Source organism: Pseudomonas sp. LG1E9 (genome assembly GCF_003290225.1).
Taxonomy (GTDB): domain Bacteria; phylum Pseudomonadota; class Gammaproteobacteria; order Pseudomonadales; family Pseudomonadaceae; genus Aquipseudomonas; species Aquipseudomonas cyclaminis.
The window spans coordinates 4,592,977-4,619,095 of record NZ_CP029983.1; the positions used below are offsets into that span (position 1 = coordinate 4,592,977).

A 26,119-nucleotide genomic window follows, 5' to 3' on the forward strand; every position below is an offset into this window, starting at 1 on the left:
CGGGCAATCGCTCGTCCCCTACCCGCCCCACCCGTGGTAACTCGCCCCCTGCACTGCCTAGCATCGTGACTATCCGCGGAGGATGGTCGCGACGGCGGTCATCTCCTGTGCCTGACAAGAACAACAAACTTCAGGAGATGCACTGTGCAATCAAACCGCAAGACTGTGCGCGTCGCGACCGATGTGGGGGGCACCTTCACCGACTTGGTGTATTTCGAGAACGACCCCGTCACCGGTCAGCAGACGATCCGTACCGCCAAGGTGGATACCACCCCGCCGAATTTTGCCCAGGGCATTCTGAACGTGATCCGAAAGGCTCGGGTGACCCTGTCGGAGGTCGACTTTCTCGCCCACGGCACCACGGTGGTCATCAACGCCTTGACCGAACGCCGTGGGGTCAAAACCGCCCTGATTACCACCCGGGGGTTTCGCGACATCCTGGAAATCGCACGCGCTAACCGGCCCGACTATTTCAACTTGAAGTGGGTCAAGCCTGCACCGTTTGTTCCGCGCTACCTGCGCCTGGAGATTGCCGGACGCCTGTGCACCGATGGGCGCGAACGCGAGCCGTTGGCGCTGGATGAACTGCCGGCCATGATTGAGGGCTTGCGCGCCAATGGTGTTCAAGCCATCGCCATCTGCCTGCTGCATGCCTATGCCAATCCCAGCCACGAACAAGCGGTGCTGAACGAGGTAAAACGCTTATGGCCCGAGGTCTCGGTGGTTGCCTCGCACCAGATCACCCGAGAATGGCGCGAATACGAACGCTCCAGCACCACGGCCCTCTCGGCCTACGTGCAACCGATCGCCGCGCGCTACCTGGATGAGCTGGAAGCCGGCCTGCGCAGCGAGGGCTACCAGGCGCCGCTGTATATCATGCAGTCCAATTGTGGTGTCGACAGCGTGGCCCATGCGCGCGATATCCCCATCACCATGGTCGAATCGGGGCCGGCCAGTGGTTTCTGGGCGGCGGCCGAACTGGGCCGGTTGATCGACGAGCCCAACCTGCTAGGGCTGGACATCGGCGGCACCACCGCCAAATGCGCGCTGATCCGCAACGGCCAGGTCGCGATCAAGACGGACTATTGGATCGAACGCGACCGAATCAACGCCGGCTACCCGATCATGGTTCCGGTGGTGGACCTGGTGGAAATCGGCAATGGCGGCGGTTCCATCGCCTGGGTCGACGCCTTCGACAAACTGCATGTCGGCCCACAGTCCGCCGGCGCCGTGCCCGGCCCGGCCGCCTATGGCCATGGCGGCAGCGACATCACCACCACCGACGCCAATCTGGCGCTGGGCCGTATCAATGCGCAGTACTTCTGCGGCGGCGAAGTAAGCGCCGACCTCACGGCCGTCGCCCACGGCTTCAACGCGCTGAGCGAACGACTGCAACTGCCTGCCGATGAGATCGCACGCGGCGTGATACGCCTGGCCAACAACAATATGGTCAACGCCTTGAAGCTGGTGTCATTGAGCCGTGGCCACGACCCACGCGAGCTGACCCTGATGGCCTTTGGCGGCGGCGGCGCGCTGCATGCGGTGGCCCTGGCCCAGGAACTGGGCGTTAAAAAGGTCATCGTCCCCCGTGGGGCCTCGGTGTTCTCGGCATGGGGCATGACGCTTTCGGATCTGCGTCGTGATTTGTTCATCAATCGCTTTGTTGACGCCACACAGTCACAGGCCCTTGAGCACACCCAAGCGTTCCTGGAGGAGCTGATGGCCAGCGCCCGCGAGCAGTTCACGGCCGAGGCGGTGCCCCCGGAGCGGGTCGAACTTCAGGTGCATTGCAAGCTGCGTTACCAGAACCAGGAGCATTCGGTGGAAGTACCACTGGGCCTCGATGAACGCCTGGACAGTGACTGGCTGCATATCGCACAGCGCTTCCACACGCTTTATGAACAGCACTACACCTATCGCCTCGAAGCGCCGCTGGAGATTGTCGGTTTCCATCTGGTCGCTGTCGCCCAAATCGACAAGCTGATCCCCCAGGCTCTGCCCATCACCGGGCGCACCATTGACGCCGCCCGCAAAGGCCAACGCCTCGTCGACTATGCCACGGAGGGCATCCACGAAGCGGCCATTTATGACTACGCCCTGCTGGAGCCACAAATGTGCTTTGACGGCCCCGCCGTGATTGAGGACGCCGGCACCACCGTCGTGGTTCACCCGCACAACCACGTGCTCGTGGACCGCCTCGGCAACCTGCACATCACGCTCAACGGCTGACGGGATTATCACCATGCATACACTCGACATCTTCACCCGCGACATTATCCAGAACTCGCTGCAAGCCATTGCCGACGAGATGTTCGCCGCCATGCGCAAAGCGGCAATGAGCCCAGTGATCTATGAGGTGCTGGACATGGGCACCGGCATCACTGACGCCAACGGTGAGATCGCCAGTTCCGGGGCTGGCATCCCGGCCTTTGTCGGCGTGCTGGACAAGGCGGTCAAACAGATACTGCTCCAACATAGCGGCCCCGACGATATCCAGGACGGCGATGTCTTCATCTGCAACGACCCTCACAGCGGCGCGGTGACCCACCTCAATGATGTGGTGCTGGCCATGCCGGTGTTCGCCGAGGGACGCCGTGTGGCCTGGACCGCCAACATTGCGCACTGGAACGATGTCGGCGGCATGGTGCCTGGGTCACTGTCGACCCAGGCCACCGATATCTTCCAGGAAGGTCTACGCCTGTGCTCGGTCAAGCTGATCAGCCGCGGCCAACCGATCCGCTCCGTATTGCAGATCCTGCGTGCGAATACACGCATGCCGGACTTCATGGAGGGCGACCTGTGGGCGGGTGTGGCCGCAGTACGAGGCGGCGCCCTGCGCCTACGTGAGCTGACCGCCAAATACGGCACCGACCTGTTCCTGCTGGCCATGCAGGACTTCATGGACTTGGGCGAAAAGGTGTCGCGCAAGGCCCTGATAGAGCTGCCCAATGCCTGCCTGTTTCTGGAGGAACCGCAGGACGATGGCAGCCTCTTCAAAGTTACCGTGCAGATCCATGACCACACGCTGACCATCGACCTGCGCGACAACCCCGACCAGTGCGCAGGGCCGACCAACCTGAGCCGGGACGGAACCGTAGTGGCGGCGCAGATGGCCTTCAAGGCGCTGACGGCACCGCAGGGCATCACCAACGGCGGCACCTTTCGTCCGCTCACCGTGCTGACGCGTCCCGGTTCGCTGTTCGATGCCCAGTCGCCGGCGGCTGAAGGCTTCTATTTCGAGAACCTGATCCGCGTGCATGACCTGATCCTGCGCTGCCTGGCGCAGCAGTTCCCCAACCGCCTGCCCGCCGGCAACTTCGCCTCGGTCTGCGCCACCATTATCGGCGGTCGGCATCCGGACACCGGCCGCGTCTTTACCCTGGTGGAGCCAGAGATCGGTGGCTGGGGCGCAGAGCCCGGGCGCGATGGCAACAACGCGGTTTATTCCGGGCTGCACGGCGAAACCTACAACTGCCCGGTTGAGGTGTGCGAGGCCCGCTATGGCCTGTACGTGGAACGCATGGCGTTGAACGACGAACCAGGCGGGCACGGGCAGTTCCGCGGCGGTCGCGGCATTTGCATTGACTACCGCGTGCGGGCCGACGGCAGCTTCCTGACCTGCGGTTACACCCGCTCGGTTGTGCCGCCGTGGGGCCTGCAAGAGGGTCTGGACGGCACGCCCAACTACGTCGAAGTCCTGCGTGGTGACCACCCGCCGGAACGCTACGCCATGGCCAGCGGTGTGCCTCTGAATGCGGGCGACCTGGTGCGCGTACGCACCGGTGCCGGCGGGGGCTACGGGCCACCGGCCGCACGTGACCCCGCAGCCGTGCGCGACGACCTGAAGAATGGCTACCTCGACGAGCCAACCGCCTACGCCGTGTACGGCGTCATGCCCTGATCAAACCGGCCGCCAAGCGGCGGCCTTCCCATGCGTTCACCTACAACAATAAGAGGGAACCGTCATGTTGCAACATCCGTTATCGCGCTGCGGCGCTGTGGTTTCGCTGGCCCTGGCGTTGGGCAACAGCCCTTTGGCCCACGCCGAACAGTTCATTGGCTTTGGCCAGCCAGGGTTACCTGGGCGCTGGGCCTTGGAAACCTTTCCCGTGTTCAACCGCAACGTCGACGGCACTGTACGTGCCGGGGGCAATACGGTGCTGGCGTACTTTTCCGAAACCGGCTTTACCGACACTACCCGCGATCAATTGCAGTTCTGGGTCGGCGCCGTACCGGGTTACGCCAGTACCCAAAGTGCGAAGAACACCAGCCCATGGGGTATTGCCTCCCCCAATCTCGGTTTCGCCTACTACTACAACGTGCTTGAACCCACCAGTGCCTACGGCGCGGCGGACTACACGACGTTCTGGATCAACCCGACGCTGATGGTCGAGTTCCCCAACGGCAACGACAATGTCGCCGGCCACGGTGCCTTTGCCAACCGTTACGCGGTCAGTTTCAGCGTGGCCAACTATTGGCGGCAGGGCAACTTCGCCGCCACCTTCACCCCTGTCGGCGTGCATTACGCCGCGCGCAATAGCAACGCCACCGACCTGGGTAACGGCGATCCGCGCCAATTACGTGGCGGCATCAGCTACTGGTTCGCCGACATCGCCGCAGGCTACCTGGTACGCGACGACCTGTGGCTGGGCCTGCACCACGTCTACCACGTCAACAACCGTGCGGCCTCCAGCTTTGCACCATCGCGGGTGGGAAAGATTGGTCCCTCCATGACCTACACCGGGTTTGCCCAACAAGAGCTCTACCTGTCCGCCAACATAAATGTCGATTACTACCACAGCGCCAACCTGCCGCGTTCCACTGAGCTGACCATGGCGCTGGTGAAGTTCTTCTAGCCCTGGCAACCCATTTAAATTGAGGACATCCCGCATGGATACTGCAACAACCCCTCCCCTCCAGCCCCACGATGTACCGGTTTCGGTACGCTGGCTCAATCCGATTGGCTGCCCCACCTTTGATGCGCCGATCGCCGACTTACTGCACGGCATCAAACAACCGTCGACCCACGTTGAGGTGGTGTCGTTTGATATGACGTCCAGTCCGACTCACCTGGAATACCGGGCCTATGAGGCTCTGACCTATGAGCGCACCGTCCGCATCGCCCGCGATTGCGCCCAGCAAAACATTGATGCCTTGGTGATCGGCTGCTTCTACGACCCTGCGCTGGAAGACGCACGGGAAATTTCCGGCAACTGCCTGGTCGTCGCTCCCTGCCAGGCGAGCCTGCAGGTGGCCGCACAACTGGCCAACCGCTACTCGATTATTGTCGGGCGTGACAAATGGATGGAGCAGATGCGCGAGCGAGTACGTGGCTACGGCGCGGGGGATCGGCTCGCGTCGATGCGCGCGTTGGGAATGGGGGTCGATGAGTTTCAAAAAGATCCCGCCCTTACCCGGCGACGCATCATTGAACAAGCCTCCCTGGCCGTCGAAGAAGACGGCGCAGAAGCCATTATTCTGGGCTGCACCATTGAGTTCGGCTTCTTTGAGCAAGTGCAGCGTGAGGTGGGCGTGCCGGTCATCGATCCCGTCGTGGCCGCATTCAAGATGGCCGAAGCCATGGCCGGCATGAAGCAACGTTTCGGCTGGTCGCCCAGTCGCGTTGGCAGCTGCGAGCCGCCGCCTGAAAGCGAAATCAAAACCTTTGGCCTGTTCCAGGGCCCTGTGCCCATCGGCAATCGCGTGGACGCCTAGCCCCTCAACCTTGAGATGGCCGAGTGGCCATCTCCCTCACAGGGACCTCCCCCTTATGAGCGAAGCTATTGCAATGCCCGAGCACCAAGCACGTTCCACCCGGCAAGTGGGCGATGTTTTCCACGATGTGCCCTTGACCCGCGAGCACCTCAAGTGCTGCCTCGCGTTGTTCTTCGTCTTCGCCATCGAGGCGTGGGAGATGATGATCATCGTCTACACCGCGCCGCTGATCGCCCAGGACTTTGCGCTGGATGCTTTAGCCCTGGGCCACCTGATTGGTGCCATGTTCATCGGCATGCTGCTGGGCTCGTTGATCTGGGGCAAGCTGGCCGAGCGCATCGGGCGCAAAGGAGCGGTGATCTGGAGCCTGGCCAGTTACGGCGTGATCTCGCTGGCCAGCGCCTTCGCGCCAGACTACACCACCCTGTACGTGTTGCGGCTGCTGTCCGGCGTGGCGGCTGTGGGCATGATGGTGGTCACCTTCGCCCACTACCAGGAGTTGTTGCCTGTGCGCCAGCGGGGCGCCTTGACGGTGTACCTGGCGTCGGGTTGGCCCATCGGCATGCTCCTGGCGCTGGGAGCTACGGTGTGGCTGATGCCCTATGGCTGGCGCACGGTCATTGCGGTGAGTTCCCTCGGCGGCCTATGGGCGCTGGTGGTGGCGCGCTGGGTGCCAGAGTCGCCGTACTGGCTGGCCAGTGTCGGGCGCCAGCCGCAAGCCCGCGCAGTGCTCGCCCGCCTGAGCCGAGGTGCCGTGCAGGTACCACAGGACTGCCAGCTGCAGGTGGACCCCGTCAGCCGTGGCCGGCAACGGGAGCTGTTCGCCCCGGCGCTGTTGAAAATCAGCACCTTGCAAATCCTGGTCAACTTCACGTTTTCCTGGGGCTATTGGGGCCTGCAAACCTGGCTGCCGACGTTGCTGCAACAACGCGGCCTGACCCTGCCGCAGAGCTATGGGTTCATCGCGCTGTCAGCCCTGTGCATGATCCCCGGTTACATGGCCGCGTCATGGTTGACCCATCGCTATGGCCGCAAGAAGATCATCGTCGGTTTTATCAGCGCCTCGGTGATCGCCGGCTATGGTTTTGCCAACTCACAAACGCTGGAGATGCTGTACCTGAGCAACTTTGCGCTGGCCTTCTTCAGCCTGGGTGCCTGGGGTGTCTGGGGCACCTGGATCGCCGAGCTGTATCCCACCCAGCTACGCACCATCGGTTACGCCTGGGCGATTCTGGCCCAGCGCATCGCCAACATCCTGGCACCCTCCTTGATCGGTGCGCTGGTGGCCTATGGCGCATCGTTCAACATCACCACCACCTTCATCAACGCCTTCATGCTGGCCACCGTGGTGCTGACGCTGTTCATTCCCGAAACCGAAGGCAAGACGCTGGACTGACGTGCAACGCATCGCGCTTTCACACGAGCCCCTCGGCGGTCACCGACATCCGCCCGCCAGTAACTGCGCTTGAATAGCGGTATGCCCATGGCTGCGACCCTCACCGGTCGCTTCCATCGCCCTTCTACACCCGCGTCAAACACCATTATCAGAAACGGAATTCACCATGAACAATGAACATCAGGTCGGGGGCATTACCCTCGCCATGGATCGTGGCCCCTACCAGAACAACGGTGCCGCCCCCTGGTACTCATCCCTGTACGTAGGCACCCCGAAGCAACCCTTGAAACTCTCCCTGGACACGGGCACCAACATCACTTGGGTCACTTCCAGCCTCTGCGCAGCGGATCGGTGCCAACACTACAGCGCAGGCCGGTTTGACTATCAGGCGTCCAGCAGTTTCACCTTCACGGACTGTCTGCAACGGCCCTACAGCTTTGGCCCATGGGGAACCATGCAGGTCGAGTCGGGCGCGGACGTATTGCACATTAACCAAACGACGCTGCCCACCCAGCTGCTACTGGCGGCGGACTACGACGGTGCACAGTTTCACCAGTTGGATTGGGACGGCGGCATTGGCTTGCCCAGCAGCAGCGCCTATGTCGACGGCCGTAGCTCGTTCGTGTTTCAGGCGTTAATGAACAGCGGCAAGGTGGATCCCACACACCCCTTCATCGCCTTCGATTGGGATGCCGCATCACGGCGCGGCAGCTGTCAGTTGGGTGGCATTGATATCAGCAAGACCCGAGGCCCGCACCTATTTCTGCCCTGGTCGCTCTACAACAAGGTCGCTGGAGTGGAGTACATCTGGTCCACGCAGCTCACCTCCTACGCCGTCGGCGGCGAAGTGTTGGCCAACGACCTGAGCTTTGCCCTGGACTCCGGTTCGTCTCGGTTCAAGGGAGACGACCGGCTGATGCGCCAAACCCTGGCGCGCATCGCCCAAGGTGGCTCCCCCGACGTGGTCCTCGGCTTTGCCGATGGCGAGATCACGCTCGGGGCCAATCTCTACAACGTATTGATTGAGGAAGGCCCCAGCAAAGGCAAAATCCTGCCTCAATTTGAGCCTCTCGGGTTGGCCGACCTGGTGTTGGTGGGTTCATTGGTGATGGAACATTGCTACACCGTCTATGAGTACCGCGTGGTCCAATGTCGCCCGGGAGCCTACTCATTGGCACCCGCTGGCGTGTGGCTCTGCAATCGCCCCGGCAGCCCGCAGATCATCACGCGTTCGTCCTCGCAACCGTTCGACACGGCACCGAGACCACTCAGCCACGCAAAGCTCATCTTCAGCGCCACGGCCAAAGCCGAAGCGCCTTCGCGGCCGATGTCGGCCGCCGGCACCTGGCAGAATGACTATGGTTCGGTCATGACACTGACGGTTGAAGGGAACCGGATCTGCGGCACCTACCAATCCTCGACGGGTTCGACAGGCAAATATGCCGTGGTCGGCTATCAAGCACCCGCCACCATCCACGCAGAACAAGGCCTTCCTGTAGCACTGGCCATCGAATGGCATTCCTTGGGTGATGAATCCTCTGATCCCAGCTGGAACTGGTCTTCTGGGCTCAGCGGACAAATTCTGCGCGTGAAGGACGAAGACAGGCTGACGCTATCGCATTTGCTGGTAGCCACCAGCGACTTCCCAGGGCTTGCTGACCAAGGCACCTACGTCGACAAGTTGCTGTACCACAGAGTGGCCTCCGAGCCGGAACATCCACCGGTTACCGCTCCCTCGTCAAAGCCAGACATTCAAGACGCCCTAAGCGGCACCTGGGCTGCCGCTGATGGAGGCCGCTTGAACCTGCGTGTGCATGCAGGCCAGCGCCATGCATTTGGCTATGTCAGCGGCACACTGTCAGCCGACACCGGCGAAGCGGAAGTGTCCGGCTTCACCGACATCAATGCCCAAGCCACTGGGCTACCGCTGCAATCGGTTAGCCTGACGGCACCAGGAGTCGAAAAATCGGACTTTTTTAATTCAATACAATGAGATAACAGCTATGGTTAATCTGCTATACCCCTAAAGCTACCCTAAGATTTTGCAGTTTTTTCGCTAGGGATTATTCCCATAGCAGGTGCAACGATGTGGTTAATAAATTTCAGAGTCTACTTTTAGACCTTTGGCCTGCTGTGAGCCATCTTTAAAATCAGGCCGAAGTCGTAAATTTCTTTGATTTAGGCTGCTAAAGCTGCATTTGAGTTATACAAAATTCTCTAAAAATTCCGCGAGAGCATCTCCTTGGGAGTCTACCTGAGAAGAAAGCATGTTAATTCCCCATTGGTTAAGAATGGCTTCTTGGACGGGGTTTGGTCTAGGTGAAAATATGTATGACCGAGGCTGTGCCTCACTATTGCAGTTGGCCTTCCAGATTTTGGATAACTTGTAGAATAGAAACCTTAAATTTATATCGGCAAGTCGGTAACCAATGAATAGTACTGATTTGCCAAGCACGTCCGATCGCAATTTAATATCTAGAGGTGTTTCGAATTCTAATCTTTCAAAATAACTAGTTTCATCAAGTACTATCGAGGTGTCATCATCGAAGTCTCCGTGAAACTTAATTATTTGAGTGCTTCCAGGTCTTATCTTAGTTACGTCAGATACTGATGCTATTTTGGTGTATGGCTTTTGGAAGTGATCGAATGTGTTTTCGAGCCATCGATCATAATTTGTAGTATAAATTATTGGAAAGTTGGCTTTTGCAATCAGTTCATGAATTTTCGACGATTCGATATTGATAGTCGGAGCATGCCAGCTTCGGTCCATCCAGCTTCGGAGGGGACCGATACTACCTTTTTTGATCCTATAATATTCGGCAAGGGCGTAATGATCGCCAAATGTCTTATAAATCTCAGGGTCATACCCTAGTTCTTGAGCGATTTTGTCGATCAGTTCGCCCCAAGATGGAAGCCCCAGATTGGTGGATACTCCAGCACCAACGAAAAGTATAACGTTGCCTTGCTTAAAAGATGATAGTAACTGTTCCATCAAGTATTTCCATCTTTAAGAAACTGTTTAAATTTATCGAATGCGATACGCCTCATCGATATGTCATTTTTTCTATCCCCCATTTCCGCGAAAGTTTCAGTAAAGCCTTCTGGAATAAAAACACAATCCCACTGAAAGTCTCTGTTTCCTCGGGGTTCAGCAGATATGGTGCCTTTTATTGCACCTTCAAAAAGATGGATTTTCATAGAGTCGCAATATCCAATTATCGTTTTTGCGACCAAGTTAGTATTTTCCCCGGATCCAAACAGGGTCGAAAATTTGTCAGCTTGAAGCTTGTCCCAAAAAATCTGTGTTAATCCACCTGGGAAGCCATTGAGGCTGTCAATATAGAGACCAGTATGCTCGACGAAAACAGGGCGTCCTATTATATTGAAAGCCTTCAGTAATTTATCTCTGACCAAACTATCAACATTCTCAGTTTGGATTTCATCAATTGAGTATCGGGCAGCAACGACCTCTACCCCAGTATCCTGAAGTATTTGTTGGACTTCTTGGACTTTGAAGTTGTTTTTTGAAACAAATCTAATTTTCATTTTGGTCTTCCATGAAGCTATATTTTCTTTGTAAGGTCAGCATGTTCTCGAGGATGGCACTATTTTCTGTTTCTTTATAGAACTCATTATAGTCATCGCTAATGCTCGCACCGTGAATCGCCGGATTGTCCGAGCAAATAACGAATGGTACGCCGAATTTTATGAACTCACATACAGGGTGGGACTCGCTTGATTTTACAGCACCTGTTAGGCGGTTGCTAATAGGGCATACCTCTACACATATATCGCGCTTGTGCATCAATTCCATGATTTTCGTTGATTTGAATGCGGCTGTACCGTGTCCAATCCTGTCAGCATCAAACTCGGTGATAGCTTCTATAATATTTTGGGGGTTGCCTGTTTCCCCTGCGTGTATAGTGACTTTTAATCCTAAATCAGATTTTGCTTTCCGATATAACTGAGGGAGCTCTGTTGGAGATACGGTATCTTCGTTGCCAGCTAAATCTAGTCCTACTATTATTCCGGGCTTACCAATAGATGCATAAGCGGCTAAGAGGGTACGTAGATGTTCCGCAGCGTAATCCCCGCGTGAAACTGTTAATATCAGCCCGCCCCTAATACCGTATTTTAATGAGGCGCTGTAAATCTCTTCGGTCAACCACAAGAGCGCCTCGGGTACTGTGACGTTATTAAGAAGTGCAAGATAAATTACGCTACTCCGTAACTCGACAAACTTTACATTTTGAGCTGCTAGGTTTTCGAATGCACTAAAAACCATTAAATTGAGAGCTGTGCGACCTTGAGGAATAAGCCTTAAAACTTGCCAAGGCTTTAGATATGTCTGAAGGTCAGGGGAAGGTGTAAACCTGGTGAGGTCTCTTTCTAAATTAAAATTATCAGGAATTTCTGCTCCCTGCTGCTGGAGTAAATCAATAACTAGGCGAGTACTGACGAGGCCATTTAAGTGTACGTGTAGCTCACCCTTTTCCATGCTTTTAAAATCGTGTTCCATCAGAGAGGTCTTCATCAATAAAAAGTTGATCTAGAGGCTAAATTGCGCTGGTAATATGAAGGGTGCGAAATAGGCAGTAAAGATCTCTAGACTTATAATGGGTAACAAGACTTTAGACACAGTTACAAGCTGAAAATCCTTGGGTGCCGATTTTATTAGATTTATGCTCATCGAGTCCGGACGTACTGCTGGGGGGCATCCCATACCCCCTTTTGATATATTGGTTCAGAAGCTAATTATCTTGGAAATTACTTCAAGAGCTCAATTCGCTTTCTTCTAAACTTGAACCAATAACGGATAGCTCAAAGTTGTTAACTTCGGCCATCACATAGGCCAGATGGTGGCTAGTGTCATTGGTAATCCATTGTGGGTGCCCCCCCATACACTCTTTCTTGCTGCATTCTAAAATACGGTTATCACCCCAGCTAAAGGTTTCCCCCATATAGTATCTAGACTCAACAACAGTTTTGGCGAGCCCCCACATTTGTTGACCTTTTCCAGGAAGCTTCATGGAGTGACCGCGAACTATGAAAAAGTGCTTATCGATCGTATATCTGATTTTTCCATTAGCGTGAGGGTTTCGAATGCCTTCGTTACTCGACGGACCTCGTACACCATAGTCACTATAGATGATCCGCAATTTCGGATTGCTTTGACGGATCGCTTGCCATACCAACATTTCTTTGCGTGGAATGATATCTGATGTGTCGGGTTTCTTTACAGCTAGATCAATTGATTTAGGCAGTGAGCATCCTGATACAGCAATGTAGCTGAATGCGTATTTTTCAAGGATAGAAAGAATCGAATCTACCTTATCCAGCATGTCTACAACGGACCAACCGGTCACGTCGCCAAAATCAATTAGGCAAGAGCAGTTGCTTGGTTCAAGTGACAAACCGTCTAAGATAGACTCAATGTTCTCTTCGAAAAACTCTGGCTCTTCGGTGTCCTCTAAGGCTTGAAGATCAAGGCGTATACAGGACTGATGTAAAAGTTCTGGATCTAAGTTTTGTAGTGCCAATCGATAAGCTTGGTTTTCCCAGCGGTCATATCCGATTATTGGACGGATATTAACTCCGAGCGCGGTGAGTCTGCCATAAATATATTGGACGATATGCTCTCCAGACTCTACAGTCGCGTCTGGTTGCCAATGGAAGGCATCGACCATCGATGTTCTGCCTTTCCATACAGCGGCAATCCTATCAGTCACTTCGTTTAGGTACGCTGTGGTCAGATGAGCGCATCCTTCAAAACGCTTTGCTTCAGTAATGTTCTTACCGATACGTGGGATTTCAAACAAAGGGCAAGTTCGGTCGGCAGTTATCTTGCTCATTTGAGCAACTGCTTTGAATTCGCTATCCATTGCTTTGAGAACAGGTATGTATCGAGGGGTCATTTGAAAACCTCGTAATCAGCTGTGGATAAAAACAACGATTTTACTTGGTGCTGCCCTGTCAAATCTGGAAAGCTACTATAATTTCCAGATTCTTTCCTCAATCTACCGGCAATTATAGCTGGATGGATTCTAAGCTCTCTTGCTAATGCCTCTATGTTTTCTCTATTTGGGGAGATGAAGGCATCACTTCTTCTCCAGATTCCTCTAGGAATAAATGCCTCTCGCGCCAATCGATTGGCTTCCGCCTCACGCCGATCCTCCGACTCTGTATTAAGATCGTCTAAAAAGGCATCTTCATTCCCTACATGCTTCCAAATATGGGCGACCTCATGAAGCAGCGTGAACCAGAAGTTGTCTAGCCTATCGTATCTCAGTGTTAACGCGACAATTGGAGTGCCATCATTATCTTTCAGAGCTGCACCGTCCAATTGAGTGCCTTTAAGGTGAGGCTCAATTACTACTGCTATTCCTTGCCTTTCCAAATACTCTACAGCAAGTAGCGGGCCGCGTTCCGACCAGCTAAGTTGTGCGAGCTCTCTTAAAAAATTGCTGGAAATATTTTCACTGTTGAACGGACCAAGTTTTGGTTTTCTTATACGTGCGGATTGTATTACTCTAGCTAGCCAAGCATAAAGGGAGTATTGGGTTGTTGGAGATTTTGCTTCTCCCGAAAGCGTTCTTCGAAATGCTGCGGCTCCGAACTGTAATCCTGCGTCTGAGATGAAATGTTTAACAATATCTTCAACCGAAGTTTTTGCTTGAAATGAAAAGTTTTGCAGCCATCCCCTACGTGTCATTTCTTTAATTGGAAATTTCGACCAATCTATATCTTGTTTTGTTTGCTCGTTATCAGGGCTTGATAAACCTATAAGAGTTTCTGCAGATATGCCCAGTCCAAGTGATAATGCTCGAATCATTTGAACGGTTAAAGGTCTTTTTCTATTTAAAACTTCTGAAACCCGACTGCTGGTACCGAAGTAGGGAACGAGGTCTGCCTGCTTCAATCCCTTTTCTTGCATGCGGAAGAGAATTGCATCAATTGGATCTGGCGGCTCAACTGGGTACTTACTATTTTCGTAGGCTTCAAGTAGGACAGTGAGTACTTCAAGTCTGTCACTATCAGTAGTGTAAAGGGATGGATTTTTGGCCATCAGTACCTGAACTTCTTCAAGGTATGCTCGGTACTGTTCGTCTGTCCGGATAACCTTAGTGTCCATGGGTGTCTTCGCTAACTTTTAGATCTGTAATAAGGGCTACACCCTGCGGGAAGACGATTAACAGTTGTATCGTTAAGCCGCCATTACATACAGGGAATAAAAACGTACCATTGCCAGTGTTTTTGGCATTTGGGAATTGGCTGCTCACTTCAGTGGGATGCTTCCAGTGAGCGCTCATGACCTCAGACGCCCAGGTTCGCACCCACTTCTCAATTTCGCTGCCGATGCCTTTCAAGCTGGCTAGCTTTTCACGTCCGATGAGTCGCATATTTTTTCTTCCCGATTTGGGAGGATAATGCTCGGATTAGATAAGGCTGTCAATATCCCAATTTGGGAAAACCATCTATGCGTAAGCGCCAGTGCTTTTCCCATGAAGGCTTTCGCGTGATGGTTGGCTCTCTTGGGGGTGGGGCGGAATCCACAAGGTCGTTTCTCCTTGTTTTGACTGACTATCATTCCCACAAGCTATGGGTCTAGAGCAGACAATTTGATGGTACGTAACGTCCAGATCTTTCCGGCCCTTTTGCAAACCAAATGCGCGGTAACCAGATAGTAGGCCCGTGTGTAGGGGGAGTGCTGGGCTAGATGAATGTCGAAAAACCAGACGAGATGCTTTCGTTGCCAGGTCCAAGGATTGTCTCGTTGCCAGCGATCAGAGATCGCCGCTTGAATGATCTTTGCCTGGCGTATATGACGCTCGCGTGTGGCATGCGATCCGGTCAGGACGGCAGCCAAGAAAAGCTCGATGTCGAATGGCTTACTCACGTCCTACCGCCGATATAAGCTGACACAATGTCGACCCTGCCATGGCCCAGTTCATAGCTGATTTGGGTTCTGGTCTCCTGATCGAGACGCGGGTCGAGCTGGTAGCATCTGCCTCCGTTGATCGGCGCTTGATGGTGGGAGAGTTGCTCATAGCGTTCGCACGCATAGGCCGCCCGCAATTCGTGAAACCCTTTAAGGTTGTGCGTATGGAGGATGTCCCGGGCAGGCCGAACGACGCACTGCCTGAAGTCGCGAAAGCTTTCGTGCGGAGCTAACAGGTTGCGGCTACCGTCGGGCGAGACTTGTTCGGCAAACCTCAGCGCGTCACGAATATGATCATCTACCGTAATCCATCGATGTGCCGACGCACCCGAGCGCCCACCTTTGGTGCCATCCTGGATGTTGATCCTGCCGAATTGGTTTGCCTCACGTTTTAGGCGTACAAGGTCGGCCAAGATAGCCTCTCGCAAGCGCATTCCGGTGGCTCTTGCCAACTGTGTAATAGCGGCGGCACGGGGATGCTGTTCGCGAAGCGCGTCGATAATGCGTATCACCTGTTCACGATCCTGACCTTGCGGTATCGCTGAGCGGACCGTGGTGCGCTGCATTCCCAGCTCTTTGCTCGGACTCGGTACTTTTACATACTGATCACCGCGAAGCGCGGCCATGGTCCGATTCACACTAGACAGTCGGTTTTGTGCAGTGGCGATGGCCAGCTCGCCTTGTTCAACTTGATTTCGGAGGTGCCCGGCGTAGTCCTGCAAGGTCTGCCGATCAATTTGTCGCGCATCGTTGAACCCCGGTCCATCTTTTGATCGACACCATCGTACAAATGCTTGCCACCGATCACTGTGTGCTTTGACGGTCCCGTAATGCCCGCCGCCAAACAGATCTCGTAGCGCTTGCGGCCCGGCATAGCTCAGTTGCCGACCATAGCCAAAATTGCGCCCGTCACGTTTACCTACCAGTGCCATGATCGAACTCCTCTCGAAGCCAAAACTTTTAAAACCTTCCCCACGTCATCCCGCCAAGGATGTTGAGTGTTATCAGGGATCAAGGCCCCTGCGACCTGTGAGGTTTGTCCACTAACGCGGGACTGACGGCTCTTTACGACCAGGAGCTTGGGCATCTCATGATCTGGCCTCCTGAACACCTCCGAAGAGGTGGGCGGGTGGAGGCTGCACTGGCTGACGAGACCAGCGCCGCGAGATCCTGAGTCAGGTGAAGGCAGTGAAGCGATGACCGGGGCATGCCTGACTGTCAGTCAGGTGCAGTCCATTCCGTGGGCTGCGGCACCATCATCTGCATCGCTGTTGCGGGTGACTTCGGTGTTTGTCACGCCGATTGTCACGAGGGGGAAGGCCGCAAAGCCTTGTACGAGTTGGGCTGCAGCAGCGGTAGGAGCGCCCGTCTCTTTCCGGGAGAAAGAGACAGGCGCAGGTTGGCGCACGGGAATGGCCAAGCGGATAGGTTGCTGCAGGGCAGCTATGAAAGAGGATGAGTTGCCGCAGTGGGCACACTGGTAAAAGTAGGCATCCATCACATCGCTGTGACCGTGCGAGCCGCCGGACGCTAATCGCACTTTGGGAGAACCACCACGGTGTGGCGTAGCCTTAAAGGTTCTGGCTACCTGGGTTGCTGTCGACGACAGCGCTTTGCCCGACCTTTTCTACGCCTGTGGATAATTCGGGTCAAGGCTCGAATTTTCGGGAGTTCTGCGGCTGTGGATGAAATTATCCACCGGTGGAAATCAGTGGTTTTCCACAGACAGTTGTGTGGGCTTTAGATTTTTTAAGTGAGGTCCATCCAAGCAGGGCGGCTTTGCAGCCCTGTTTGGATGGACCCGCGTGGACAAGCGGATCGCTGAGATATGAAGACCGAGCGCTTACTCAGTTGCGCCACGTTTTGCTTTTAGGCGAGTGACGTTCGCTCCTGTCTGGTTCGCGAATTCGTGCGGAGTGACATGCTCCTGCCGGTTGGCCTCCAGATACCGGCTCCACCAGTTCATGATCAGCCTGCGCTCCTCGATGAACTCGGCCTTGTGAATGTAAGCGGCGCGGACGTTGTTGCGCTCCTTGTGGCTCATCTGCCGTTCAATGGCTGTCTCCGACCACAATCCTGACTCGATCAGTGCGCTGCAGGCCATCGAACGAAATCCATGCCCGCAGATATCGGTTTTGGTGTCGTACCCCATCGTCCGAAGCGCGTTGTTCACGGTATTTTCGGACATGGGCTTCCAGGGTTTGGCATCCCCTGCGAAGACCAATGCGAATTTGCCTGTGAGTGCATGGATTTTTTCGAGTAGCGCCACTGCTTGCGGCGATAAGGGTACTAAATGGATATCCCCTGCCATCTTCGTACCCCTTGTGGAAAAGGGTACTCCCTCCAACGCGGGTCGAGTGTCCGGTATCTCCCAGGTGCCGCGCTTGAGGTCGAACTCGCTCCAGCGTGCGAAACGCAGCTCGCTGGATCGTACAAACACATGCAGCGACAGCATCACCGTCAGACGGGTAAGTGCCCGGCCTTTATAGGTGTCGATCCGCTCCTGCAGTTCCGGCAGTCGCGATAAGGGTAGAGCGGGGCGATGGACCACCCGCGGGGCCTTGATCGAGCCTTCGAGGTCGTAAGCAGGGTTTATGGTGATAAGCCGGAGGCGCTTTGCCTCGCGCATGATGCTCTGTAGGTAGTTTTGTACCCTTAAAGCAACGTCTATCGTTCCGCGCTTCTTGATCGCTTCCAAGGGCTGCATGAGGTCATGGGTGTCGAGGTCGACAATGGCGCGGGCGCCGATCAGCGGGAACACTTGGGTTTTGAGGCGGCTCATCACAGTCTTGGAGTGGCCTGGTGCCCACTTGGCCGACATTTCCCTGTGCCAGTCCAGCGCAACGCTTTCAAAGGTTCTGCCTTTGATCACAGCTTCCGCCTTGGCTTGGTGCTTGGACTCTATGGGATCAATGCCATCCGCCAGCATTCGCTTGACCTCCAAGCGCTTGCGGCGCGCGTCGGCGAGGCCAATGACGGGATAGTTGCCGAACGAGGTCAGTCCTTCCCGTCCGTCAGGTTTGACGTAACGGAGCCGCCAGCCTTTGCGGCCATTGGGTTGGACTAGGAGGTAGAGGCCATCGCCGTCGAAAAGCTTGTAGGCGCGGTCTGTAGGTTTTGCCAAGCGGCAAGCTGCGTCGGAGAGCGGAGCTGTGGTGCGCGACATAAGGGTACTCCCTTTTATCGAAGTGACCTGTATCCCAAACTCTACCCTTAAAACGGTTGGAATCCACCAGTTTCTGACGGAAACCGATGGAACGCTAAAACGAAAAAACCCGCCAGAAGGCGGGTTTTTCGGGGGTTCTAGAGATTTTGAAAGCCTTCTCTGGAACCTTGTATGGTGCCGGCAACAGGAGTCGAAGGCGCTACGACACTGTGCCTATCCGGCTCAGTCGACTTGAAGGATCACAGTTTGAATGTCCTGGTCATGGCCAGCTCGCCAAACACCGTTGCGCGCAGCTATGTACAGACGCGGGTGAAGTCACTGACGTTTTATCGGCAAGATGCGTGAACGCTGCATCAATTGGGTCAGGTCTGAATAATCGGAAATGTACCTGAGGGATGAAAAAAGACATGCGGTGAGTCTAAAACGTTATTGGTTAAACGCCTGGCAAGGACGGGCGTATATCGCTCTTCTGTCAGCCTGCCAGCGACCTTGGCTTTTTGTACTGGCGCCCTACCCTCTGCTATCTTGGCGCACTCTGATCGCAATGGAAGCATCGCAGCATGGACTCATGGAAGATTGTAGCCGCAGCCCTCATGGTATCGATCAACGCTCATGCCTCCGAGGAGTCCGATGACTCCTATAACAACTCGGTGCTGTCTGTACTGATGGCTCCAAGCTACACCGTTGCAGGAACTACCGGGCTCACTATGCTGGCCGCCAATAACTTCAAGCCTGCAAAGGCTGACGCCCTTGCGTTCATTGGCTCGGAAGGCCAGATTCGCGGCGCCCAATTTGAACAGGCAGTGCGCTATTACCGCACGACATACGGCCCTCCCCTGATGACGGACCAGCAACTCGCCCAGGCAATCGTTACCTCTTACTGAGCGCGACCTTTCACGACCTTTTCACAGGCGAGCGCTTATGGTTACCCCAGCTCCTAGCGATCATCCCTTTCAGCCCGCCCTCCCCATCGCGGGCTTTTCTTTGCCTGCAATTTGCCGAGCCCGCCCGCTTTTGGGTGGGGTAGGCTCATCGCACCATCGAATGGGAGCACGCCGCGAGGATCTTCGAAGCCGTCGGCGTATGGCGCCAGGTGAAGGTCGATTCATGCACCGCATAGCGCGTATCACGATGTAATAGTTCATTTGTCCAGATTCAGTAGTTCCTGCATCCGTGAGCCAATTATTCCTCGCAACCACGCAGCATGAAACTCCATTTATTCCAGAGAAGTACCCTCAGCCAATCGATATACGAACTCCTTGCCCCTCGGCCCCTGACACACGACGCTAAAATGGCCATCGCGGTCGTAACTGGCGAGCACGTAAGGGCAGATACAAATAATGTCGCTAAATGGCACCTGAACTTCGGTGGGCTTACGACCGCGACGGGTGACCGTGAGTGTTAGCAGTTGCTGGTTTTCGTCGAACGTGAAGGCCAGCACTCTAGCCGCCGAGGAGATCCATGCGAAGACCAGCCCCATGAGCCCAACAGAACCACACAGGAACTGGATGAGCAACGACGTGGTGAGGCTAGACCCATCGCTGCCAGGTTCACCTGGCATCGCTTCGAACCCGAGAAGGAGCAGTATCGCCAGCACTAAGCCCGGCAACAACGCAATCACCACAAAGCAGAAACCAAAAATGGCCGCCCCCGTGCTGCCAATGGTCAGTAAGTCCGGCCCGCGATGCCAAATAGGGGGGTGGGCGGCAGGGCTTTCAGTGCTTGAAGCGACTAGAGGCGTTGCGATGCGGTGCTGCTGGGTGACCGGTGGCACGCCGACCACCTCGCTCCAGTGGTGCGCGAGCTGCTTTCAAAGCAGACCACCGCCGGCACCTGGAAGCTGGTGTCTGGCAAGCCACTGCGACCCGAGCACGACGTGCTGGAGAACATGATGCCGGCCTGCGCTGGAACATCAGCAAAGGCGGCCAAACCCTGGAAGGCTGGTGCAGCTGGATCGCCGGTAGTGTTCCACTTCGAAAAGGTGACCCCATGATCAGCCTGCAGGCCCTGATGGAAGCCTTCGTCGAGGACCATAAAGAGTCCGCCGCCGAGGAGCACTGGGAGCATCCAGACATTCGCTTCCAGCCATCTGACTACGGGGGCCTGCATATCTACTTCGATAAGACGCCCAAAGATCACAGTGCTTCGAGCTACTCCAGAAGCTCTGAGCGCAGCGAATACATGCTCGACAACGCCATCCACATCAGCTTCGACCGTAACGGCAAGGATCGTGACGAAAAGGGGCGTGAGGTTGGCACTGTGTACTCCGCCAAAATCGACGGCGAGAAGATCAGCCAGACCCTGCGATTCCGCTCTCCATTCGAGAAGATGGTCGCAGCGCTCTACTTCGGTTCATCGAAGATCATCGTCGACTGTGATGAGGATGAGTTCAGCTACGGCATCTACGGCTGAACAACCAGCGCCACGACAGCCTGTCGTTAATTGCCCGGTCACCTGCGCGCCGAAGCGCAGGTTATATCGGGGGATGATCTGAATGCGACTGCGTTCCTTGCAAGGACCGCAAGAAAATTCACTTCGGCGTGAGTATCTTATTTTCGGGCGTAAGGGCCGCACAGTTCCTTCTGAAGGACCTGAAAGGGTGGAGCGCTTAGCGTGTTTACCATCGCTGCCACTTCAGCTTTATAAGCGGGGTCTGATTGCACTTTTCTAACTTCAGGCTTTATTCGTTCCATTGACGGTTCGTTGGCGAAAGCATTTTCGATGCTTGCGTTCATGCCCGGGTTTGCCTTATCGCAGACTTGCTCCATTGCAATGGCAGTGAGAGCGGTTTGATGCAGCTCCTCATTCTCGTTTGCAATAGAGCGACCAGCGAAGCAAAGGCATGCCAAACATAGTGACAACCTGCAAATCCTTACCGACATTCAAAACTCCTTATTTATAGACACTGAGGCCAGCAAGCTCCTGGTCAAAGCCCTATCAGCTTAACACTTACCCATCTCCGCCTCTATTGCGTCAGCACTCCTCCCCCGCGCCCATCGGCAACCAGCGGGAGGCATGAGTGTTGACGAATACAGGTGAACAACCCGCCACCTTGGAGGCGACCATGAACGCAGCATTGAATATTTGCCATGGGTGTTACGACGCTCAGTTGCCTCCAGAGGTCAGCGAGAGCGACGAGGTAATGACTGGCTGGAGCATCGGCGGAGCGACTGGTGTGCGGCGTCGACATCAAGTGGAAGCGCCGCTACGGCCCGCCGCAGGTCGTGACGTTCGACCGGTTCTGCACGGTGCTGCAAGGCCACCTGAATCAGCGCCAGATGGACGGCCTGGCCCAGCGTGATTCGTTTGCGGGAGCAAATTCGGCCCCCCGAACTTTGATGATGGTCGCTACTACTGCGGCAGCCAGTGGTGTATGCCATGACCGCCCACCAGCAGCACCGGCGCCGGGCCATCCGCGCCCTGTCGGCCATCGTCGGCCTGACCTTCCTCACCATCGTTTTCTTGGGCCCCGCCATCGGCGGCCTGATCACCCAATAAATCATTCCGCACAGCGCCCAGGCATTACTGAGCAGGGCGAGGCGATGACGCTGATGATTCATCACCTGCATGCGATGGGTTCCGCAAAGTGCCAGCCGCTGCTGAATCCGCCGCGCCACGTTTTCGAACCTACGGAAAGTGTGGCGCGGGAATTCCGAAATAAAAGCCTGCTCGCCATTAAGAAAGACCTCGGCGACGAGGTTATCGGGCCAACTATTTAAGCGATGCAGGAGATGTTGCATTGACAACAGGGTCTGCGACATCAGCTGGCTGCCCAGTCTCAACATCACGAATTTCATACCTCCACCATGTCAACGATGATATTCCGTAAAGTCCATAGGTACGGCCGCCCACCAGATCAACAGTCATTTCAATCGGAGCAGTTTGCTGTTGCGCGGTAATAAACTTACGAACTTGAATCTTATGCCTTCCTGCACCCAGTCGGTACTCGCTCTGGCGGCTCAACCAATAAAGGGTTTGATCGTCGTCGATCTTAAATATTGTTAATGATTTGTCGAACTGTTGGATCGTAGCGATTTGGGCGCTTGATTTTCCTTCTGCACTTTTGTGCTCGTAATGAATACATCCGGTCAGCGTGAAGCTGAACATAATCATCGCTATAAAACGCCAAAAAATGTGGTGTCGCATCAGTGTCCCTCCTAGGCTCAAATCCAAGGTGCGGATTGATACCTTATCCTTTTCCAAAATTCCACCCTACTCGCTGCATCCGGTAACCGGAGGGCGGCGCTTACCTGAGGTAAACGAAAGGCCTGTACGCCATAGCGTCATCCACAAGATCGACAAGAAGCCCGACGGCAGCCCGGCCGTTCTGTTCCTGGGCGCATCCGAGCAGGTTGAAAGCCAGGCACGCGACGACCTGATGAGCCAGCTCAACGAAAGCTATAATGCCGCTGCCGGCAAGGGCTGGGGGTTCTTCCACCAAGAGTCAGGCGCTTTCCCTTTCAGCGGCTGGCTCCGCAAGTACCTGGCCGGCGTCACCGACTTCCTGGCGTTCAGCACAACAGCTGTCGAACACCTGACCAAGCTGATGGAAGAGTCGAACCTCACCACCGGTGGTCACGCCCTCTTCTGCCACTACCACCAAGGCCTGACCGATTACTTGGTCATCGCCCTGGTGCAGGAAACCGAAGCGGTGACGATGACCGAAGAGCTCGCACTGATGACGGTGAAACGCCTGGACCTGGACCACATTCGCCTGGCTGCGCGCATCAACATCAGCGAATGGCAGACCAACCGGCAATCGAAGCAGTACATCTCCTACCTTAAGGGCAAGCAGGGCCGGCGCCTCAACGACTACTTCCGCGACTTTATCGGCTGCCAGGAAGGGATCGACGGCCCGAGCGAAACCCGGACTTTGCTCAAGGTGTTCAGCGACTTTGTCGAAAGCGAGGATCTGCCAGAAGAGTCAGCCCGCGAGAAGACGCACACGCTGGTCAGCTACTCCATGGCCCAGGCCAAGCTGGGCGAGCCGATCACCCTCGACGAGCTGTCCAGTCTGATCGATGAAGACCGGCCGAAGAACTTCTACGAATTCATCAAGGCGAAGGACTACGGGCTTTCCGAGGCTCTGCCGCCGGAAAAGAAGACCCTCAATAAATTCCGGCGTTTCACCGGCAGGGGCGAGGGGATGTCGATCAGCTTCGAGGCGCACCTGCTCGGCGACAAGATCGAGTTCGACGAAGCCGGCGGCACTCTGACGCTACGAGGGCTGCCAACGCAGCTCACTGAACAGCTCAAGCGCGCCTCTTCCTGAGACGTTACTTACCGCTGGGATTTCACCAGCTTGTCAATAAGGCTCCAGGCTTGCTCTCGTGCGTGCTGCCTGGCCTTATCCAAAGAGGCGAACAGTTGGTCGCCAGGTCGGATTGGTGGCAGACCTGGAATGCTGAGCTGATAGGTAAAGCCGTTAGTGTGGTGCCGAACCTCGGTGTCGAACTGGTGGCCTTGGCTTACATCAATGAATGTCTCAACGCTTGGCATATCCGCTCCTTGATCCGGCTCCATGCCGGTCACCCGTAATACCCCATATCAACGAATCACGCCAGCAGGCACGGCGGCTGATAGCCCCGCCAGGTCGCGCCACCGAACCAGACCAGCGATCAATTGAAACCTCATTCGCCGTTTATATCGAGATATTTAACCTCTTCATTATAAGGGGCTGAAAATTTCAGTGTTACTGGTGGCTCGTAATCACATAGCTCAACAGTATCAAGTAATTTATCTTGATAAGAGATTTTAATTTGAAGATTGGCTTCACCGTCAAACGTTCTTTCAAATACATTCTCAAGCACGAATGGATAATTACCATCTTCGTGATCGAACGGACTTCTATCGTAGTCCTTCTCAACTTCAATGGTATCAGCTGTAAATGTGAACTCTAAATCATAGGTGCACTCTTCATCGCCGACCGAAACCAAGTTAGCCTTAACCAGCTCGATATCGTATACATCAACATCTTCTAACTCCGAGTCCCAGCCGCCTATTTTGAAATCAGTATCAATCGCTTGTATGCACTCGTGGATTACGTTCATGAAATCTCCACGAACAACCTCCAGCGCCTTGGCAGCGAACTCGGATGGTTCTATGGAAACACTCTTAATGACGGCATCGATGAATTCGTCAACCGAGTCACTGCAAATCAAACGCGGATGTTCTTCCGCATACCTATGCATGTCTTTGTCACTAGATATAACATGGACTGAGTGTCCTCGACCTGCTGAAAGGTCGTCTAAAGCCTTCAACACAAAAGCATCTGCAAATTCTTTTTCTTTCTCGCCCAAAGCAAATGGTGCGAGTGAAGAAAAATACCTCTCGAACACATAACTTGATTTTACATCATCAATTGAAACATATTCAACGTTTTGGGAGTCGAGGAACGTTTCAAAATCCAGGGAAATCAACCGTGATATTTCATCCGCCGAAACCTTGGAAAATATTCCATGCGCCGGAATGCCTGGAACATTCCTCAAAATCATCGCATTCTTCTTGATTGCCTTGAGCTCGGAAACAGCAGCTAAAGACTTCTTCTTTATATGCGATAAACCTCACCCTTTGTTACATCTGTAATTAACAAGCGGACTTCGCCATCGTCTATCAGATCTTTCAACCCGCCAAGACTATGGGTCAGAAACTGGAAGTTTTTGCCTTCATATATATTGGTATCTAAAAAAACCAAGCGTGACCTGAGCTCCATAAGCACCTCTCCCTTTTCTCTGATCATACGGAGCATTACTCGGAACGCCTACAGAAAGCTAAAGTCCGGCAATCAGCCTGGCCCCGACTTCACGCCCAGCCACCTGCGCCAGGCCACGGTCAACATCGGTTCGCTCAGGCGTCCATCCACATTTCGGCGACCTACATGGAGCAGTTGGACCCGTTCATTGGCGATATGCCGCTGCCCCACATCGATGACGATGCGCTTGCGCCCTACGTGCGGTCGAAGCTGAGCCCGGCGACAGGAAAGCCGGTAACGAACAGGACGGTGAATATCGCGCTGCAGCGGGTTATCCGGGTTTTGAACCTCTGTGCGCGAAAGTGGCGGGACGAAGAGCGCCAGCCATTGCTTGACGTGGTGCCGATGATTTCCCTGTTGGATGAGAAGACGAATAGCCGAAAGCCCTACCCACTTTCCTGGGAGGAGCAATCGATCCTGTTCGCCGAGCTAACGGCACACCTTCAGACCATGGACATGTTCAAGGTCAACACAGGTTGCCGGGAGCAGGAAGTTTGCAAGCTTCAGTGGAATTGGGAGATTGCGGTACCGGAACTTGGAACGAGTGTGTTCCTGATCCCGGCTGGATTTGGGGGGAGGAGTGCCAGGTCTGGCGTGAAGAACCGGGACGAGCGCTTGGTGGTGATGAATGACGTTGCCAAGTCAGTGATCGAGAAGCAGCGCGGCAAACATCCGCTCTACGTTTTCCCATTTGGCAAGCCAGATGGTGAAGGGAATGAAACGACGGTTCACCGCATGAACGACTCGGCCTGGAAGAAGGCGCGGGGTCGGGCGGCAAAGAAGTGGCAGGAGAAGTTCTTGCGGCCGGCACACACGGCTTTGACAGAATCCGCATTCACGACTTGAAGCACACCTTTGGGAGAAGGTTGCGTGCTGCTGGCGTGGCTGAGGAGGATCGCAAAGCGCTGCTCGGCCACAAGAACGGAAGCATCACCAGTCACTACTCGGCGGCAGAACTGGATCAGCTGATTGCGGCGGCAAACAAGGTATCAGCAACCGACTCACGCGCACCAGCGTTGACGATTCTGAAAAGGAGGGAAGCATGATGAAAAGCGCCAGGGTCACTCGGAAAGTCACTATGGCAAAAACAACAAAGCCGCTCGAAAGCGGCTAAGTCATTGAAAAATATGGTCGGGACGGAGTGATTCGAAC

At 54.9% G+C, this 26,119-nt stretch carries 22 protein-coding genes and 1 pseudogene; 10 read left to right on the forward strand and 13 right to left on the reverse strand.

Annotated features, from left to right (window positions below; translation table 11 throughout):
• Positions 1-144 precede the first annotated feature (144 nt).
• From DNK50_RS20845 to DNK50_RS20870, 6 genes are all read left to right on the forward strand, one after another.
• Positions 145-2,229: a hydantoinase/oxoprolinase family protein gene (locus DNK50_RS20845; RefSeq protein ID WP_112196095.1), complete on the forward strand. Its 2,085-nt coding sequence runs from the start codon at positions 145-147 to the stop codon at positions 2,227-2,229.
• A 13-nt stretch (positions 2,230-2,242) separates the two neighbouring features.
• The gene (locus DNK50_RS20850; RefSeq protein WP_112196096.1) at positions 2,243-3,901 is read left to right on the forward strand and encodes a hydantoinase B/oxoprolinase family protein; all 1,659 of its coding nucleotides are present in this window, start codon (positions 2,243-2,245) and stop codon (positions 3,899-3,901) included.
• A 64-nt stretch (positions 3,902-3,965) separates the two neighbouring features.
• The gene (locus DNK50_RS20855; RefSeq protein WP_112196097.1) at positions 3,966-4,856 is read left to right on the forward strand and encodes a hypothetical protein; all 891 of its coding nucleotides are present in this window, start codon (positions 3,966-3,968) and stop codon (positions 4,854-4,856) included.
• Positions 4,857-4,890: 34 nt separating this feature from the next.
• Positions 4,891-5,715, forward strand: coding sequence for an aspartate/glutamate racemase family protein (locus tag DNK50_RS20860; protein WP_099586520.1), 825 nt, complete (start codon positions 4,891-4,893; stop codon positions 5,713-5,715).
• A 55-nt stretch (positions 5,716-5,770) separates the two neighbouring features.
• On the forward strand, positions 5,771-7,111 hold the full coding sequence (locus tag DNK50_RS20865; RefSeq protein WP_099586519.1) for an MFS transporter: 1,341 nt from the start codon (positions 5,771-5,773) through the stop codon (positions 7,109-7,111).
• Positions 7,112-7,277: 166 nt separating this feature from the next.
• A complete protein-coding gene (locus tag DNK50_RS20870; protein WP_112196098.1) occupies positions 7,278-9,104 on the forward strand; it encodes an avidin/streptavidin family protein in 1,827 nt (608 codons plus the stop codon).
• Between the two features lie 210 nt (positions 9,105-9,314).
• Here the strand turns inward: DNK50_RS20870 and DNK50_RS20875 are convergent, their stop codons facing one another.
• The 8 genes from DNK50_RS20875 to DNK50_RS20920 form a co-directional block, all read right to left on the reverse strand.
• Positions 9,315-10,103, reverse strand: a complete 789-nt coding sequence (locus DNK50_RS20875) for an SIR2 family protein (protein ID WP_112196099.1) — start codon at positions 10,101-10,103, stop codon at positions 9,315-9,317.
• Positions 10,103-10,657: a non-canonical purine NTP pyrophosphatase gene (locus tag DNK50_RS20880; RefSeq protein ID WP_112196100.1), complete on the reverse strand. Its 555-nt coding sequence runs from the start codon at positions 10,655-10,657 to the stop codon at positions 10,103-10,105. Before DNK50_RS20880 ends, DNK50_RS20875 begins: the two co-directional genes overlap by 1 nt.
• The gene (locus DNK50_RS20885; RefSeq protein WP_112196978.1) at positions 10,647-11,630 is read right to left on the reverse strand and encodes an adenosine deaminase; all 984 of its coding nucleotides are present in this window, start codon (positions 11,628-11,630) and stop codon (positions 10,647-10,649) included. Before DNK50_RS20885 ends, DNK50_RS20880 begins: the two co-directional genes overlap by 11 nt.
• 253 nt (positions 11,631-11,883) lie before the next feature.
• The gene (locus DNK50_RS20890; protein ID WP_112196101.1) at positions 11,884-13,026 is read right to left on the reverse strand and encodes a beta family protein; all 1,143 of its coding nucleotides are present in this window, start codon (positions 13,024-13,026) and stop codon (positions 11,884-11,886) included.
• Entirely contained in the window at positions 13,023-14,243 is a 1,221-nt protein-coding gene (locus DNK50_RS20895; RefSeq protein WP_112196102.1) for an ImmA/IrrE family metallo-endopeptidase, read from the reverse strand. Before DNK50_RS20895 ends, DNK50_RS20890 begins: the two co-directional genes overlap by 4 nt.
• On the reverse strand, positions 14,233-14,511 hold the full coding sequence (locus DNK50_RS20900) for a type II toxin-antitoxin system HigB family toxin (RefSeq protein WP_058418254.1): 279 nt from the start codon (positions 14,509-14,511) through the stop codon (positions 14,233-14,235). Before DNK50_RS20900 ends, DNK50_RS20895 begins: the two co-directional genes overlap by 11 nt.
• Before the next feature lie 493 nt (positions 14,512-15,004).
• Positions 15,005-15,982: an integrase domain-containing protein gene (locus DNK50_RS20910; protein ID WP_112196104.1), complete on the reverse strand. Its 978-nt coding sequence runs from the start codon at positions 15,980-15,982 to the stop codon at positions 15,005-15,007.
• 911 nt (positions 15,983-16,893) lie between these two features.
• Positions 16,894-18,216: an integrase arm-type DNA-binding domain-containing protein gene (locus tag DNK50_RS20920; protein WP_112196106.1), complete on the reverse strand. Its 1,323-nt coding sequence runs from the start codon at positions 18,214-18,216 to the stop codon at positions 16,894-16,896.
• Between the two features lie 560 nt (positions 18,217-18,776).
• Between DNK50_RS20920 and DNK50_RS20925 the strand changes: the two genes are divergently transcribed.
• Complete coding sequence (locus DNK50_RS20925; protein ID WP_099586517.1) at positions 18,777-19,100, forward strand: DUF2388 domain-containing protein; 324 nt, start codon at positions 18,777-18,779, stop codon at positions 19,098-19,100.
• 332 nt (positions 19,101-19,432) lie between these two features.
• On the opposite strand, the gene DNK50_RS20930 is transcribed toward DNK50_RS20925, so the two are convergent.
• Entirely contained in the window at positions 19,433-19,990 is a 558-nt protein-coding gene (locus tag DNK50_RS20930; RefSeq protein WP_371929456.1) for a hypothetical protein, read from the reverse strand.
• Between the two features lie 215 nt (positions 19,991-20,205).
• Here DNK50_RS20930 and DNK50_RS20940 point away from each other — a divergent pair, with 215 nt between their 5' ends.
• Complete coding sequence (locus tag DNK50_RS20940) at positions 20,206-20,628, forward strand: hypothetical protein (RefSeq protein ID WP_250924844.1); 423 nt, start codon at positions 20,206-20,208, stop codon at positions 20,626-20,628.
• A 137-nt stretch (positions 20,629-20,765) separates the two neighbouring features.
• Here DNK50_RS20940 and DNK50_RS20945 read toward each other — a convergent pair whose 3' ends face one another.
• From DNK50_RS20945 to DNK50_RS20960, 3 genes are all read right to left on the reverse strand, one after another.
• On the reverse strand, positions 20,766-21,098 hold the full coding sequence (locus tag DNK50_RS20945) for a hypothetical protein (RefSeq protein ID WP_112196107.1): 333 nt from the start codon (positions 21,096-21,098) through the stop codon (positions 20,766-20,768).
• A gap of 240 nt (positions 21,099-21,338) precedes the next feature.
• Complete coding sequence (locus DNK50_RS28845; RefSeq protein WP_162633387.1) at positions 21,339-22,013, reverse strand: hypothetical protein; 675 nt, start codon at positions 22,011-22,013, stop codon at positions 21,339-21,341.
• The gene (locus DNK50_RS20960) at positions 21,928-22,362 is read right to left on the reverse strand and encodes a hypothetical protein (RefSeq protein ID WP_162633388.1); all 435 of its coding nucleotides are present in this window, start codon (positions 22,360-22,362) and stop codon (positions 21,928-21,930) included. The genes DNK50_RS28845 and DNK50_RS20960 overlap by 86 nt, the downstream gene beginning before the upstream one ends.
• Positions 22,363-22,435: 73 nt before the next feature.
• Here DNK50_RS20960 and yejK point away from each other — a divergent pair, with 73 nt between their 5' ends.
• Complete coding sequence (gene yejK, locus DNK50_RS20965) at positions 22,436-23,488, forward strand: nucleoid-associated protein YejK (RefSeq protein ID WP_256595621.1); 1,053 nt, start codon at positions 22,436-22,438, stop codon at positions 23,486-23,488.
• Between the two features lie 358 nt (positions 23,489-23,846).
• On the opposite strand, the gene DNK50_RS20975 is transcribed toward yejK, so the two are convergent.
• Positions 23,847-24,710, reverse strand: coding sequence for a PIN domain-containing protein (locus DNK50_RS20975; protein ID WP_112196111.1), 864 nt, complete (start codon positions 24,708-24,710; stop codon positions 23,847-23,849).
• 353 nt (positions 24,711-25,063) lie between these two features.
• Between DNK50_RS20975 and DNK50_RS20985 the strand changes: the two are divergent.
• Positions 25,064-26,013, forward strand: a pseudogene (locus tag DNK50_RS20985) (tyrosine-type recombinase/integrase); the annotation flags it as partial.
• Positions 26,014-26,119: the final 106 nt, after the last annotated feature.